General features: G+C 71.6%; 13 protein-coding genes. 11 read left to right on the top strand and 2 right to left on the bottom strand.

Features of this window, described 5'->3' with window-relative positions:
* The first annotated feature begins 72 nt into the window (after positions 1–72).
* Positions 73–303, top strand: a complete 231-nt coding sequence (locus ACIBI9_RS19440) for a hypothetical protein (protein WP_397223521.1) — start codon at positions 73–75, stop codon at positions 301–303.
* A gap of 149 nt (positions 304–452) precedes the next feature.
* Here the strand turns inward: ACIBI9_RS19440 and ACIBI9_RS19435 are convergent, their stop codons facing one another.
* Positions 453–1,154 carry a GntR family transcriptional regulator gene (locus ACIBI9_RS19435; protein WP_397223520.1) on the bottom strand — a complete coding sequence of 234 codons (702 nt, stop codon included), beginning with the start codon at positions 1,152–1,154 and terminating at the stop codon, positions 453–455.
* A 239-nt stretch (positions 1,155–1,393) separates the two neighbouring features.
* On the opposite strand from ACIBI9_RS19435, the gene ACIBI9_RS19430 reads away from it, so the two are divergent.
* From ACIBI9_RS19430 to acnA, 10 genes are read left to right on the top strand one after another with little or no spacing between them, the layout of a single operon-like run.
* Positions 1,394–2,551 carry an ABC transporter substrate-binding protein gene (locus tag ACIBI9_RS19430; protein WP_397223519.1) on the top strand — a complete coding sequence of 386 codons (1,158 nt, stop codon included), beginning with the start codon at positions 1,394–1,396 and terminating at the stop codon, positions 2,549–2,551.
* Between the two features lie 18 nt (positions 2,552–2,569).
* Positions 2,570–4,333 (top strand): ABC transporter permease, encoded by a 1,764-nt coding sequence (locus tag ACIBI9_RS19425; RefSeq protein WP_397223518.1) that lies wholly within the window; start codon positions 2,570–2,572, stop codon positions 4,331–4,333.
* On the top strand, positions 4,326–5,423 hold the full coding sequence (locus ACIBI9_RS19420) for an ABC transporter ATP-binding protein (RefSeq protein ID WP_397223517.1): 1,098 nt from the start codon (positions 4,326–4,328) through the stop codon (positions 5,421–5,423). The genes ACIBI9_RS19425 and ACIBI9_RS19420 overlap by 8 nt, the downstream gene beginning before the upstream one ends.
* Positions 5,424–5,428: 5 nt before the next feature.
* Positions 5,429–6,499: an isocitrate/isopropylmalate dehydrogenase family protein gene (locus ACIBI9_RS19415; RefSeq protein WP_397223516.1), complete on the top strand. Its 1,071-nt coding sequence runs from the start codon at positions 5,429–5,431 to the stop codon at positions 6,497–6,499.
* Positions 6,496–7,143: an aspartate/glutamate racemase family protein gene (locus ACIBI9_RS19410; protein ID WP_397223515.1), complete on the top strand. Its 648-nt coding sequence runs from the start codon at positions 6,496–6,498 to the stop codon at positions 7,141–7,143. The genes ACIBI9_RS19415 and ACIBI9_RS19410 overlap by 4 nt, the downstream gene beginning before the upstream one ends.
* The gene (gene otnK, locus ACIBI9_RS19405; RefSeq protein ID WP_397223514.1) at positions 7,140–8,354 is read left to right on the top strand and encodes a 3-oxo-tetronate kinase; all 1,215 of its coding nucleotides are present in this window, start codon (positions 7,140–7,142) and stop codon (positions 8,352–8,354) included. The genes ACIBI9_RS19410 and otnK overlap by 4 nt, the downstream gene beginning before the upstream one ends.
* Entirely contained in the window at positions 8,351–8,962 is a 612-nt protein-coding gene (gene otnC / locus ACIBI9_RS19400) for a 3-oxo-tetronate 4-phosphate decarboxylase (protein ID WP_397223513.1), read from the top strand. The genes otnK and otnC overlap by 4 nt, the downstream gene beginning before the upstream one ends.
* Positions 8,959–10,014 carry an Ldh family oxidoreductase gene (locus tag ACIBI9_RS19395; RefSeq protein ID WP_397223512.1) on the top strand — a complete coding sequence of 352 codons (1,056 nt, stop codon included), beginning with the start codon at positions 8,959–8,961 and terminating at the stop codon, positions 10,012–10,014. Before otnC ends, ACIBI9_RS19395 begins: the two co-directional genes overlap by 4 nt.
* Positions 10,002–10,187, top strand: a complete 186-nt coding sequence (locus ACIBI9_RS19390; RefSeq protein WP_397223511.1) for a hypothetical protein — start codon at positions 10,002–10,004, stop codon at positions 10,185–10,187. Before ACIBI9_RS19395 ends, ACIBI9_RS19390 begins: the two co-directional genes overlap by 13 nt.
* Positions 10,184–12,763, top strand: a complete 2,580-nt coding sequence (acnA, locus tag ACIBI9_RS19385; RefSeq protein ID WP_397223510.1) for an aconitate hydratase AcnA — start codon at positions 10,184–10,186, stop codon at positions 12,761–12,763. The genes ACIBI9_RS19390 and acnA overlap by 4 nt, the downstream gene beginning before the upstream one ends.
* On the opposite strand, the gene ACIBI9_RS19380 is transcribed toward acnA, so the two are convergent.
* Positions 12,711–13,463 (bottom strand): TetR/AcrR family transcriptional regulator, encoded by a 753-nt coding sequence (locus ACIBI9_RS19380; protein WP_397223509.1) that lies wholly within the window; start codon positions 13,461–13,463, stop codon positions 12,711–12,713. The two genes, acnA and ACIBI9_RS19380, sit on opposite strands and share 53 nt — an antisense overlap.
* Positions 13,464–13,502: the final 39 nt, after the last annotated feature.

Raw genomic sequence — 13,502 nt, 5'->3', positions numbered from 1 at the left:
TGCGTCACCGCATTTTCGCCTGGCACCGCGAGTTGCAAAGCGTTCATCACCGCTTGGAGAAGGCCCTGGAGGATGCTCGAAGGGCCATCCGCTCGGGCAAGCGCGCCGAAACTCTCAAGCCCGAACTGCGCGACGGGCCTGGACCCGCCGGAATCATCGCCGGAGCAGCTTTTCCGGCAGATCAACGACATCAAGGCCGTGATGAAGGCCCATTTCGGCTATGAGGAAGGCTCCCTGAGCCACGCACTTCATGCGCTTGATGCTCCGGAAAGCGACAAGCACCGGATGTTCGGCGACGTCTGAGTCGAAGGGGCAGCCGCGGCTTGGTCAGGGGTGCCGAGGGGCGAGCCCGTTCAGCAGCGCGTCGAGGGCGAACTCGAAGCGATCTCGGTGGTTGACGATCGTCGGCGAGCCGGACGAGCCGGGCGCGGCCTTCGAGCGCAGTACGGGTATCAGGGCGAAGCTTCTGAACCGGGCTCGGCGTGGTGCTTGCGCAGGCGCCAGGCGGCCTGGGCGCCCAGGCTGGTGTCGATGTGCTCGCGCATGACGGCCGCGGCCGACTCCGCGTCGCCCGCGATCACGTACTCCAGCAGGGCCTCGTGCTCCGCGGCCTTGCGATCGCGGGCCGCCTGGCCGCGCTCCACCTCCAAAGCCAGGCGGCGGTAGCGGTCGGCCTTGTCCCACAGGCCGTCGAGGGTCTGGATGAGCAGATCGTTGTGGGAGGCGGAGTAGAGGGCGGCGTGGAACTTGCGGTGGGCGACCAGCTGCTCGTAGTCAGGGTTGCCGGGCAGCGGCTTGAGGCCCTCGTGGGCGGCCCGCATGGCGGCGATGTCGGCCTTGGTGCGGCGTTCGGCCGCCAGCCCGATCGCCAGCGGGTCGAGGGAGCGGCGCAGCTCCAGCAGGTCGCGGGCCTCCTCGGCGGCCAGGGGAGCCACGCGCGCGTCGCGGTGGGCGTCCAGCTCGACCAGCCCCTCGCTCTTGAGCCGGCGCAGCGCCTCGCGCAGGGGAGTGGTGCTGATGCCGATGTCGCGGGCCAGCTGCGCCTGCGCGATGACGGAGCCGGGGAGCAGCCTCCCGGACAGGATCAGCTCCTTGACGCGCAGATAGGCGAAGTCCGCCTTCGTCGTGTAGAGCTCGGCCGCTGATTCGCTCATCGCTGTCCTGTCTCGTCGGTGACCGTTATAACGTACACCGCCGCCCGGCCTTATCGGCAAGAGTCCGGACTCCCTGTCAGAGAGCCAGTACGCCAGGCCGTAGCCGCTATAAGGCATCTAAGAGGCTCTTCGCGTTACATTCCGGAAACGAGGGCTTGACGTCATAGGTTATAACGAAGCAGAGTGTGCGGCATCGCAGGCGACGGCTGGTCGGTCGCGCCTGTTCTAGGAGGAAGCACATGACCACCTTCCACCCCACGTTCCGCGCCCTGGGCGTCGCCGTACTCGCACTCGGCCTCCTCACGGCCTGCGGCGGTGGAGGCAGTAATGGAGAGGGGGCGGCGAAACAGCCGCCGCCGAACTCGATCGCGACGGGACAGGCCCCGTCCTACTACCCGAGCGTGTACGCCCAGCTCATCGAGGCGTCCAAGAAGGAGGGCGGCACCCTCACCATCTACTCCAACACCGACCAGGAGAACTGGGCGCCGATCTTCCGGGACTTCGGGAAGAAGTACCCCTGGGTGACGAAGATCGCGGCCAACAACCTGGACAGCGACGAGGTGTTCCAGCGGGTGCTCAGCGAGCAGGCCACCGGCAACTCGCCCGCCGACCTGGTCGTGTCGAACGCCGCCCAGGCCTGGGCCGACTTCGCCGCCCGGCCGGGGACCCTGATGGAGTACGCCTCACCGGAGAAGAGCAAGCTGCCGGACTTCGGCGAGCTGCTGCCCAACGTGTACGCCATGTCGGCCGACCCCATGTCGATCGCGTACAACACCTCGCTGCTGCCCGAGAAGCCGACCGGGCTGAAGAGCCTGGCGGCGATCCTGGGCAAGGACCCCGCCCAGTACAAGAGCAAGATCACCACGCGGGACGTGAGCGGCGCGTTCGGCTTCACCGTCTCGCACGCCTTCGCCGAGGCCCGCCCCGACTCCTGGACCTCGCTGCAGTCGGTGCTGCCGCTGGCCAGGCCGGAGACGTCGTCCGGCACCCAGCTGGAGAAGATCACGTCCGGTGAGTACGTGGCCGGCTTCTTCGTCAGCGCCGCCCCGGCGTACCCGGTGGTGGAAAAGAGCGGCGGCCTGCTGGCGATCTCCTTCCTCGACGACGGCACGGTCGTGCTGCCGCGCGGTGTCGGCATCGCCGCCAAGGCGCCGCATCCGGCGACCTCCAAGCTGTTCGTGGACTTCGTGCTGTCGCAGGAGGGCCAGCGGGCGGTGGCCGAAGGCGGGCTGACCTCCTACCGCGACGGCATCGCGACCGGCGACGGCCTGCACACCTACCAGGAACTGGTCAAGGCCGTGGGCCAGGCCAACATCATCCTCGCCAAGTACGCGAAGGTCCCCGACGCCGAGGTCAAGTCGTTCACCGCCAAGTGGAACGGCCTGCTCGGTCGCTGACCCGCGAAAGGATCGAAAGTGACCACCCTTTCCCCGCCGCGTCCGCCGGCGCATCCTCCGCCGCGCTACCGCAGGCCGCTGGGGCTGGCCCGGGAGAGCTGGCTGCAGTACGCCGTGCTGCTCCTGCTGGCGGTCCTGGTGCTGGCGCCGGTCGTCCCGACGCTGTACCAGTCCTTCCTCGACCGTCCCCTGTACGAGGCGGGCGGCGTGCTCGGCGCCGGCAACTACGTGCGGCTGTTCACCGAGGCGGGATTCGGCCGCGTCGTGCTCAACACGGCGCTGTTCGCGGGGCTGACCACCGTGCTCAGCCTGCTCATCGCGGTGCCGATGGCCGTGGTCGTGGTACGCACCAAGCTGCCCGGCGGCCGCGTGTTCGCCGCCGCCATGCAGTGGCCGTTCTTCATCTCCTCGCTCATCCTCGGCTTCGGCTGGATCACCATGTACGGCCCGGCCGGGTTCGTCAGCGTCGAGGTACGCCGCCTGCTCGGCTTCCTGCCGTGGAACCTGTACTCCATCCCCGGCATGGCGCTGACCGAGGCCGTGGCTCTGGCCCCGATCGTCTACACCTTCTGCGCCAACGCCCTGCGCCAGAGCGACGCCTCGCTGGAGGCCGCCGCCCAGGTGTGCGGGGCCGGGCCGCTGCGCATCCTGCGCTCGGTCATCCTGCCGCTGCTGCGCCCGCCCGTCGTCTACAGCTCGATCCTGGTGGTCAGCATGTCGGTGGAGACGCTGAGCGTGCCGCTGCTGTTCGGCCAGCCGGTCCGCATCGACGTCTTCTCCACCTTCCTCTACCGCAACGGCCTGCAGTCCATCAATCCGGACTACGGGGTGCTGGGCGCGGCGTCGGCGATCATCCTGCTGGTCACCGTCAGCCTGGTCGCGCTGCAGGCCAAGCTGCTGAAGAACGCCCAGCGGTTCGTCTCCGTCCGCGGCAAGGCGACCCGCCCGCGACCGCTGGATCTCGGCCGGCTGAAGTGGATCAGCATGGCCGCCATCGCCTTCTACGTGGTGATGGGCGCCCTGGTGCCCATCGGCGGGCTGGTCTTCCGCTCCTTCACGCAGGTGTTCACGCCGCTGCAGTCGCCGTTCAAGACCCTCACCGGGGACAACTACGAACGGATCTTCACCTATCCGGTGTACGTGCAGTCCATCGTCAACAGCCTGCTGGTCGCGGCGATCGGCGCGGTCCTGGTCAGCGCGCTGTCGCTGCTGGCGGTCATGGTGGCCAGGCGCTCGACCTTCCGCTTCGCCCGCGCGGTGGAGTATCTGGCGCTCGCCCCGCAGGCGATGCCCGGCATCATCGTCGGCATCGGCCTGTTCTGGGCGCTGGCCTTCGCCCCGTTCGGGCTGGGCACCCTGATCCAGGGCACGCTGTGGGCGCTGATCATCGGTTTCGGGCTGCGCGCGCTGCCCAGCGGGTTCGGCTCCATCTCGCCGTCGATCATGCAGATCGGCCGGGAGCTCGACAACGCCGCCCGGGTCTCCGGCGCCGACTGGGTGCGCACGTTCACCCGCATCCTGGCGGCCCTCCTGCGGCCGGCCTTCGCCGGGGCCCTGATCCTGACGTTCGTGACGCTGCTCAAGGAGTACTCACCCGCGGTGTTCCTGGGCTCGGCGGACTCCAACATCATCGGCACGACCATGCTCGAGCTGTGGGTACAGGGCAACACCGGCTCCGTGGCCGCGCTGGCCAGCCTGCAGATCGCCATCACGGCGACCTTCGTCGGGCTCGCCGGACTACTTCTCAAGGGACGCCCCCAGAAAGGAGGCACAGATGCCTGAGGTCAAGGTCGCCAACCTGTCCAAGCGGTTCGGTGACAACGCCGTCCTGCGTGACATCTCCTTCACCATCGCCGACGGCGAGTTCTTCACGCTGCTCGGCCCCAGCGGCTGCGGCAAGTCCACCACCCTGGCGTGCATCGCCGGCCTGGAGCGGCCGACCGCCGGCAGCATCGCGGTCGGCCCGGCCACGTTCGTCGACGCCGGCACGTTCGTGCCGCCCGAGGGGCGCAACCTCGGGATGGTGTTCCAGTCGTACGCGCTGTGGCCGCACATGACGGTCGCCCAGAACCTCGCCATGCCGCTCAAGATCCGCAAGGTCGACCGGCGCAAGCAGGACGAGCTCATCACCGAGGCGCTCGGCAAGGTGGGACTGGCCGAGCTGAAGGACCGCTACCCGCACCAGCTGTCCGGCGGCCAGCAGCAGCGCGTCGCCCTGGCCCGCGCCCTGGTCTACTCGCCCAGCGTGCTGCTGCTGGACGAGCCGCTGTCCAACCTGGACGCGCAGCTGCGCGAGCAGGCCCGCGCCTGGCTCAAGCGCCTGCAGGAGGAGCTCGGCATCACCACCGTGTACGTCACCCACGACCAGGAGGAGGCCCTGGCCCTGAGCGACCGCATCGCGGTGATGTCCAAGGGCGACATGGTGCAGATAGGCACCCCGAAAGAGATCTACGAGACCCCCGCGACCGCCGAGGTGGCCGCGTTCGTCGGCCGCTGCAACTTCCTCACCGGCACCATGACCGGCCCGGCGGAGGTGCGGCTGGACTGCACCGGGCAGACCATCGCCGTTCCGGAGGCCACGCCGGGTCAGCGGGTCACCGTGGCCGTCCGCCCCGAGCGGCTGGAGATCCTCCCGCCCGGCCGCAGCGCTCCCGACGGCGTGAACGTACTCACCGCCGAGGTGCTCACCAGCTCCTACATCGGCTCCCGCCACGAGTACGACCTGCGCCTGGGCGACCACGTCATCCAGGCCGAGACCGCCCGCCCGGGGCTGAGCGGCGAGGTCACGCTCGTCGTCGAGCCCGCCGCCTGCCTGCTCTACCCGACCACCGACGCCCTGCCCGAGGACGTCGAAGCACTCGTAAGGACGTAAATTTCGTGACTTCCTACCGTCTTGGCGTACTCGAAGGCGACGGCATCGGCCCCGAGATCGTCCCCGCGTCCGTCCTGGTCGTGGACGCCGCGCTCGCCGCCGCCGGCGCCGCCCCCTTCGAGTGGGTCGAGCTGCCGCTCGGCGCCTCCGCCATCGACACCCACGGCGACGCCGCACCGGAAACGACGCTCGCCGCCCTCGCCGAGCTGGACGCCTGGCTGCTCGGCCCGCACGACAGCGCCGCCTACCCCGAGCCGCACCGCTCCAAGCTCAACCCCAGCGGCACCATCCGCAAGCACTTCGACCTGTTCGCCAACATCCGCCCGGCCAAGTCCTTCGACGGCGCCGACGCCGTCGTCCCCGGCACCGACCTGGTCATCGTCAGGGAGAACACCCAGGGCTTCTACGCCGACCGCAGCACCTACAAGGGCAGCGGCGAGTTCATGCCGACCCCCGACGTGGCCATCGCCATGGGCATCATCACCCGGCCCGCCGTCGAGCGGATCGCCGTCGAGGCGTTCGAGCTCGCCTCCCGCAGGCGCGGCAAGCTCACCATCGTCCACAAGGCCAACGTGCTGAAGCTGACCACCGGCATGTTCCGCGACGTCTGCCGCGAGGTCGCCGCACGCTATCCGGACGTGACCGTGGACGACTTCCACATCGACGCGATGACCGTGCACCTGGTGCGGCGGGCGAACGACTTCGACGTGATCGTCACCGAGAACATGTTCGGCGACATCCTGTCCGACCTGGCCGGCGAGATCGCCGGGTCGCTCGGCATCGCCCCGTCCATCAACGCCTCCCACGAGCGCGCCATGGCCCAGGCCGCGCACGGCTCCGCCCCCGACATCGCCGGCCAGGACGTCGCCAACCCCATCGCGATGATCCTGTCCAGCGCCATGCTGCTCGACTGGCTCGGCGCCCGCCACCAGGACCCCGCCCTGACCCAGGCCGCCGCCCTGATCGAGGCGGCGGTCGCCGACACCGTCCGGGGCGGCACCCGTACCCGTGACATGGGCGGCACGGCGGGCACCAGGGCGTTCGCCGAGGCCGTCGCGGCCGGTGTGAAGCGATGAACCCGACGATCGCGGTCGTCAACGCCACCCCGGCCTCCATCCAGCCCGCCGCCGACGGGCTGGGCGAGGGGTTTCCCGAGGCCAGGGCCTGGCACCTCCTCGACGACCGGCTCGTCACCGAGGCCGACGCGGCCGGCGGCATGACACCGGCGCTGACGCGTCGCATGCTCGCCCTCATCGACTACGCGGTCCGCGGCGGCGCCGACGCGGTGCTGCTGTCCTGCTCGATGTACGGCCCGGCCGCCGGGCTCGCCCGGCGGCTGCACGAGGTGCCGGTGACGGGCTCGGACGAGGCCATGTTCGCCGAAGTCGCCCGGCGGCGGCCCGGCACCGTGCTCGTGCTCGGTTCGCTCGGCTCCGCGGCGGCGGACTCGGCGCGGCGGCTCAAGGAGGTGGCGGACGGCGTCGAGGTGCGCGCGATCGCGGCGCCGGGAGCCGCGGCCGCGGCCGCCGCCCGCGACTGGCCGGACCTGACCGACGCGCTCGCGCGGACCGCCGTGCCCCACCTCGACGGCGTCGAGCTGGTCCTGCTCGGGCAGTACTCGATCAGCCCGGTGCACGCCGAGCTGGCCGGCCGGTTCGGCCTGCTGGTGCTGAGCCCGCCGCTGGCGGCGGCCCGGGCGTTGCGCGAGGCGCTGGCATGAGCCTGCTTCTGGGCTGCGTGGCCGACGACTACACCGGCGGCACCGACGTCGCCGCCGCGTTGCGGCGGTCCGGCCTGCGCACGGTGCTGATCTTCGGCATCCCCGGGCCCGCGACGGTGCTCCCGGACAGCGACGCCGTCGTCGTCGCGCTCAAGACCCGCTCGATCCCGGCCGGGGAGGCGGTCGCCGCGTCGCTCGCCGTTCAGCGGTGGCTTCGCGAGCGAGGTGCCCGGCGCCTGTACTTCAAGTACTGCTCCACCTTCGACTCCACCGACCAGGGCAACATCGGCCCGGTCGCCGACGCGCTGACCGAGGCGAGCGGGGCCGGCCTGACCGTGGTGTGCCCGGCCGCTCCCGAGCACGGCCGCACCGTCTACCAGGGGCACCTGTTCGTCGGCGACCGGCTGCTGTCGGAGTCGTCGATGCGCCACCACCCGCTCACGCCGATGACCGACCCCGACCTGGTCCGCGTCCTGGGACGGCAGACCCCGCACCGCGTCGCGCTGGTCGCGCACGAGACCGTCCGGCGCGGAGCCGACGCGGTACGCGCGGCGCTCGACACGCTGCAGGCCCAGGACGTCCGGTACGCGGTCACCGACGCCCTCGACGACCGCGACCTCGACGTCATCGCCCGCGCCGGCGAGCACCTGCCCGTCATCACGGGCGCGGCCGGGCTGGCCGGAGCCTTGGTGACCGCCCGGCACGAACCGGGCAGCCCGGCCATGCCCGCCCTCCCCACGGGGCCAGGGGTGGTGCTCGCGGGCAGCTGCTCGGCCGCCACGCTGGAGCAGGTGGCCCATGCCCGCCGGCACATGCCTTCCTACCACCTGCGCGCCGAGCAGGACGGGCTGGTCGAGGAGGCCCTCGCCTGGCTGGAGGCCAACCTCGCGGCGCAGGGCCGCGCCATGGTCTACTCCTCCGCCCCTCCCGAGGAGCGCTCACCCGGCGCGGCCGGGCTGCTGGAGAGCGCACTGGCGGCCGTCGCCGCCCGCGCCGCCCGGCTCGGCGCCAGGCGCATCGTCGTCGCCGGCGGCGAGACCTCCGGCGCCGTGGTCAACGCGCTCGGCGTGACCGGGGCGGTCGTGGGCGCCGAAGCCGACCGGGGCGTCCCCTGGCTGCTCACCACCGGCCACCCGAGCCTGGCCCTGCTGCTCAAGTCCGGCAACTTCGGTCGCGCCGACCTGCTCGTCACAGCTCTGGAAGCACCATGACCGACATTTCCTCGCAGATCGCCGAGCTGGGCGCGTCCCTGTTCCACCGGCGGCTGACGCACGGCCGCACCGGCAATCTCAGCGCCCGCACCGGCGACGCCTTCCTCATCACCCCCACCGGCGGTTCCCTCGGCGACGTCCCACCCGATGGTCTGTCGCTCGTCAGCCTGGCGGGCGAGCACCTGGACGGGCCGCGCCCGTCGAAGGAAGCCTTCCTGCACGCCGCCTTCTACCGCGCCCGCCCGGACGCCGGCGCGGTCGTCCACCTGCACAGCACCTACTCCGTCGCCGTGTCCTGCCACGACGGCCTCGACCCGGACGACGTGCTGCCGCCGCTGACCGCCTACTACGTGATGCGCGTCGGGCGGCTGCCGATGCTGCCGTACCACGCGCCCGGTGACCCGGCGCTGGGGCCGATCGCCGAACGGGCCGCCCGCACCGCGCACGCGCTGCTGCTGGCCAACCACGGGCCCATCGCCGCCGGCGCCGACCTCGCCTCCGCCGCGGACGTCGTCGAGGAGCTGGAGGAGACCGCGCGGCTGTGGCTGCTGTTGCGTGACCGTCCCATCCGGCCGCTCACCCCCGACCAGATCAGGAGCCTGTCGTGATCCCTGCCTCCGAGCTGATCTCCTTCGGGATCGAGGTCCTGACCTCGCTCGGCGTCCCCGAATCGGACGCGCGGCTGGTGGCCGACAGCCTGGTCACGGCCGACGCGTGGGGGCACCCCTCGCACGGCATGCTGCGCCTGGAGTGGTACGCCGACCGCCTGCGCTCCGGGGCCATGCGCGCGGTCACCGACGTGGCCACCGTGCTCGACGGCGGCGCCGTCGCCGTCCTCGACGGCCGCGACGGCGTCGGCCAAGTCGTCACCGCGTACGCGGCCCGCGACGCCGTACGCCGCGCCGGCGAGCACGGCGTGGGCGTGGTCGCGGTGCGCAACAGCAACCATTTCGGCACCGCCGCCTACTTCACCCGCATGATCGCCGACGAGGGCTGCGTCGCCCTGCTGACCACCAACGGCAGCCCCGCCATGGCCCCGTGGGGCGGCCGGGAGAAGAGCGTGGGCGCCAACCCCTGGTCCATCGCGGTGCCCGGCGGCCGGCGCGGCCCGGTCGTGCTCGACATCGCCAACACCGTCGTCGCCCGGGGCAAGATCTACGCCGCCCTGGAACGTGGACACCCCATCCCCGAGGGCTGGGCCCAGACGGCGGACGGCGTCCCCACCACCGACCCCGCCCTGGCCGTCGACGGGCTCATCCTGCCCATGGCCGGGCACAAGGGGTACGGCATCTCGTTCATGATGGACGTGCTGTCGGGCGTGCTCACCGGCAGCTCCTACGCCACCGACGTGGCCGGCCCCTACGTGCCCGACCGCCGCAGCGGCTGCGGCCACCTGCTGCTCGCGCTGCGCCTCGACGCCGTGGCCGACCCCGCCGACTACGCCCGCCGCCTCGACGACCTCATCGACCGCACCAAGGCCGTGCCGCTCGCCCCCGGCTTCGACGAGATCTTCCATCCGGGCGAGATCGAGGCCCGCAACGCCGCCGAGGCCGCCATGACCGGAGTGCGCCTGCCGGACAAAACCCTGCGGGGCCTGCGCCGGCTCGCCAAGGCGTGCGACATCCCGCGGCCTGCCTGGATGAGCGCATGTTCGTCGTGATCGTCCGTCTCCAGGTGCGGCCCGACCGCCTGGAGACCTTCCTCGACGGCATCCGGGCCAATGCCCGCGCCGCGCCGCACTACGCCGCCTGGCGCCAGGTGGCCGAGGCGTGCGTGATCGAGCACCGCAACACCTTCTGCCATCCCGTCTCGCTCCAAGGGCAGGCCACGTGACCGACTTCCTCACGGTGGGATCTCGCCGTTACCGCATCCACACCGCCGACGCACCCGCGCGCCTGCCGTACAGCCTGCGCATCATGCTGGAGAACCTGCTCCGGCACGCCGCACCCGCCGAGCAGGTGCGGGCCCTGACCGGATGGCGGCCGCAGGCCGCGCGGACCGCCGCCGTGGACCTGCATCCCGCCCGGGTGTTCCTGCACGACACCAACGGCGTGCCCGTGCTGGCCGATCTGGCCTCCATGCGGGACGCCATGGCGGCGCTCGGCGGCGACCCCGCCTCGGTCAACCCGGCCATACCCGCGGAGCTGGTCGTCGACCACTCGATCATCGCCGACGTCTTCGGCCGCCCCGACGCCCTGGCCCGCAACGCCGACCGGGAGTACGAGCGCAACGCCGAGCGCTACCGCTTCCTGCGCTGGGGCCAGGCGTCGCTGCGGGGCTTCACGGTGGTGCCGCCGGGCAAGGGGATCATGCACCAGATCAACGTGGAATACCTGGCCCGGGTGGTCATGACCCGCGGCGATGAGGCGTACCCGGACCTGTGCCTGGGCACCGACTCGCACACCACCATGGTCAACGGGCTAGGCACGCTCGGCTGGGGCATCGGCGGCATCGAGGCCGAGGCGGCCATGCTGGGCCAGTCGGTGTCCATCCTCGTGCCCGACGTGGTGGGCGTGCGCCTGCACGGCGAGCTGCCGGTCGCCGCCACCGCGACCGACCTCGTGCTGACCCTCACCGAGCTGCTGCGCGACCACGGGGTGGTCGGCAAGATCGTCGAGTTCCACGGGCCGGGGGTCACCGTGCTGCCGGTGACCGACCGGGTGACGATCTCCAACATGAGCCCGGAGTTCGGCTCCACCGCCGCGCTGTTCCCCATCGACGCCGAGACGATCCGCTACCTGCGCTTCACCGGCCGCGACGGCGACCACGCCGACCTGGTCGAGGCCTACGCCAAGGCGCAGGGCCTGTGGCACGAGCCGGACGCGCCGCCCGCGTACACCGCCGATCTTGACCTCGACCTGGCCACCGTCGTCCCGTCCGTCGCCGGCCCGCGCCGCCCGCAGGACCGCATTCCCCTTGAGGGGGTGAAGGGCGCCTTCCGCGCGCAGGAGCGGCCTCCCGTCGAGGGGGACCGGGAGATCACGCACGGGACCGTCGCCATCGCCGCCATCACCTCCTGCACCAACACCTCCAACCCTTCGGTCATGGTCGCCGCCGGGCTGCTCGCCAAGAAGGCCGCCGAGCGCGGGGTGAGCGCCAAACCATGGGTGAAGACCACCCTGTCACCCGGCTCGCGCGTCGTCATGGACTACTACGGCGAAGCGGGCCTGACCCCCTACCTGGAGCGGCTCGGCTTCACCCTGGCCGGGTTCGGCTGCATGACCTGCATCGGCGCCTCCGGTCCGCTCGTCGAAGACGTGTCGAAGGCCGTGGCCGAGCACGACCTCGACGTGGCCGCGGTCCTGTCGGGCAACCGCAACTTCGAAGGCCGCATCCAGCCCGAGGTCCGCTCCAACTACCTCGCCTCGCCACCGCTCGTCGTCGCCTACGCGATCGCCGGCACCATGGACCTCGATCTCACGACCGAACCTCTCGGCACCGACCCCGGCGGTCGTCCCGTCTACCTGCGTGACCTGTGGCCCGACCCGGAGGAGGTGCGCGAGGTCATCGAGCGGGTGATCAGGCCGGAGATGTTCGCCCGCGCCTATGTCGACGTCCTCGACGGCGACGAACGCTGGCGGCGCCTGGAGGTCTCCAGCTCCGCCACCTACCCCTGGGACCCCGCCTCCACGTACGTGCGCCGCGCCCCCTACCTCGACGGCATGTCGCCCGAGCCGCCGCCCGTCACCGACCTCACCGGTGCCCGCGTCCTGGTCAAGCTGGGCGACTTCATCACGACCGACCACATCTCACCGGCCGGGGCCATCCTCCCGTCCAGCCCCGCCGGCCGCTACCTCACCGAACTCGGCGTGCCGCGCCACCAGCTCAACACCTACGCCTCCCGCCGGGGCAACCACGAGGTCATGATGCGCGGCGCCTTCGCCAACGTCCGCCTGCGCAACCGGCTCGCCCCCGGCACCGAGGGCGGCCTCACCGCCGACTTCCTGGACGGCGGCACGATCACCACCGTGTACGAGGCCGCCCGCGCCTACCAGGAGGCCGCCGTGCCGGTCGTGGTGCTGGCGGGGGAGGGCTACGGCGCGGGCTCCTCCCGCGACTGGGCCGCCAAGGGCCCCGCGCTGCTCGGCGTGCGAGCCGTCATCGCCAAGTCGTTCGAACGCATCCACCGCTCCAACCTGGTCGGCATGGGCGTCCTGCCGCTGCAGTTCCTCCCCGGCGAGGGCCCGGACGAGCTCGGCCTCACCGGCCGGGAGGTCATCGGCGTCACCGGCCTCACCGCGCTCGACGGACCGCGGCTCCCGTCCACCCTGACCGTCACCGCCGGCAGCGTCACCTTCCGGGCCCGCCTCCGCCTCGACACGCCTCGCGAGGCCGACTACTACCGGCACGGCGGAATCATGCCCTATGTCCTGCGCGGCCTGCTGGCAGCTGCGCGCCGATCCCGTTGAGCACACGATCCAGTCCGTGCCGGAAGCGCTCGGACGGGGCAAGGTGCGCGGTCCTGGATTCCTGTACGGATCGGCTGAACAGGGGGTAGGCGCCCGACTCGACGATCTGGCGCACGTACGGCCCGATGTAGTCGCGCTTCCAGCGCTCCGGGTCCAGGCCGGTTCGGCGGGCCTCCTCCAGCCAGCCGATCTCGCGGCGGATCGCGCTGTGGACGTAGTCGTTCACCATGCTGACGAAGCCGGTCATCTCGTCGATGTCGAGGCCGAGCCCGTCGAGCGCGCCCAGGGCGAACTCGTGCACGCGCAGCAGGTTCGGGCCCAGGGTCGGGCGGCCGCTGAGCAGGGGGATCAGCCAGGGATGGCGCAGGCCGGCGGCCCGGGTCTCGTGGGCGACCAGGGAGAGGTCGCTGTGCCAGTCGCCGGACGGCTCGGCGGGGAGGTCGAGCTCGCCCATCGCGAGGTCGATCATGAGATCGAACAGATCATCGCGTTTCGGTACGTAGCGATAGAGCGACATGGCGCCGGTGCCCAGCTCGCCCCCGATCCGGCGCATGGTCGCGGCCTCCACCCCCTCGGCGTCGGCGATCCGGACGGCCGCCTGGGTGATCTGCTCGCGGCTGTAGCCGGGCCGCCGCCCGGGCCCCGAACGCTCCAGGCGTTCGGGCCGCATCCAGATGCTGATCAGTTCCTCGTCGGACATCCCGCCGGCCCCTCCTTAACTTGCGTACACAGTACTCGA

The sequence above is a fragment of the Nonomuraea sp. NPDC050451 genome, assembly GCF_044458585.1.
This window is presented reverse-complemented; position numbering and strand designations above follow the sequence as displayed.

Coding starts and splice junctions, on each gene's coding strand:
- ACIBI9_RS19440 (WP_397223521.1), top strand. CDS start 73: ATGCTCGAAGGGCCATCCGCTCGGGCAAGCGCGCCGAAACTCTCAAGC.
- ACIBI9_RS19435 (WP_397223520.1), bottom strand. CDS start 1,154: ATGAGCGAATCAGCGGCCGAGCTCTACACGACGAAGGCGGACTTCGCC.
- ACIBI9_RS19430 (WP_397223519.1), top strand. CDS start 1,394: ATGACCACCTTCCACCCCACGTTCCGCGCCCTGGGCGTCGCCGTACTC.
- ACIBI9_RS19420 (WP_397223517.1), top strand. CDS start 4,326: ATGCCTGAGGTCAAGGTCGCCAACCTGTCCAAGCGGTTCGGTGACAAC.
- ACIBI9_RS19410 (WP_397223515.1), top strand. CDS start 6,496: ATGAACCCGACGATCGCGGTCGTCAACGCCACCCCGGCCTCCATCCAG.
- otnK (WP_397223514.1), top strand. CDS start 7,140: ATGAGCCTGCTTCTGGGCTGCGTGGCCGACGACTACACCGGCGGCACC.
- otnC (WP_397223513.1), top strand. CDS start 8,351: ATGACCGACATTTCCTCGCAGATCGCCGAGCTGGGCGCGTCCCTGTTC.
- ACIBI9_RS19390 (WP_397223511.1), top strand. CDS start 10,002: ATGTTCGTCGTGATCGTCCGTCTCCAGGTGCGGCCCGACCGCCTGGAG.
- ACIBI9_RS19380 (WP_397223509.1), bottom strand. CDS start 13,463: ATGTCCGACGAGGAACTGATCAGCATCTGGATGCGGCCCGAACGCCTG.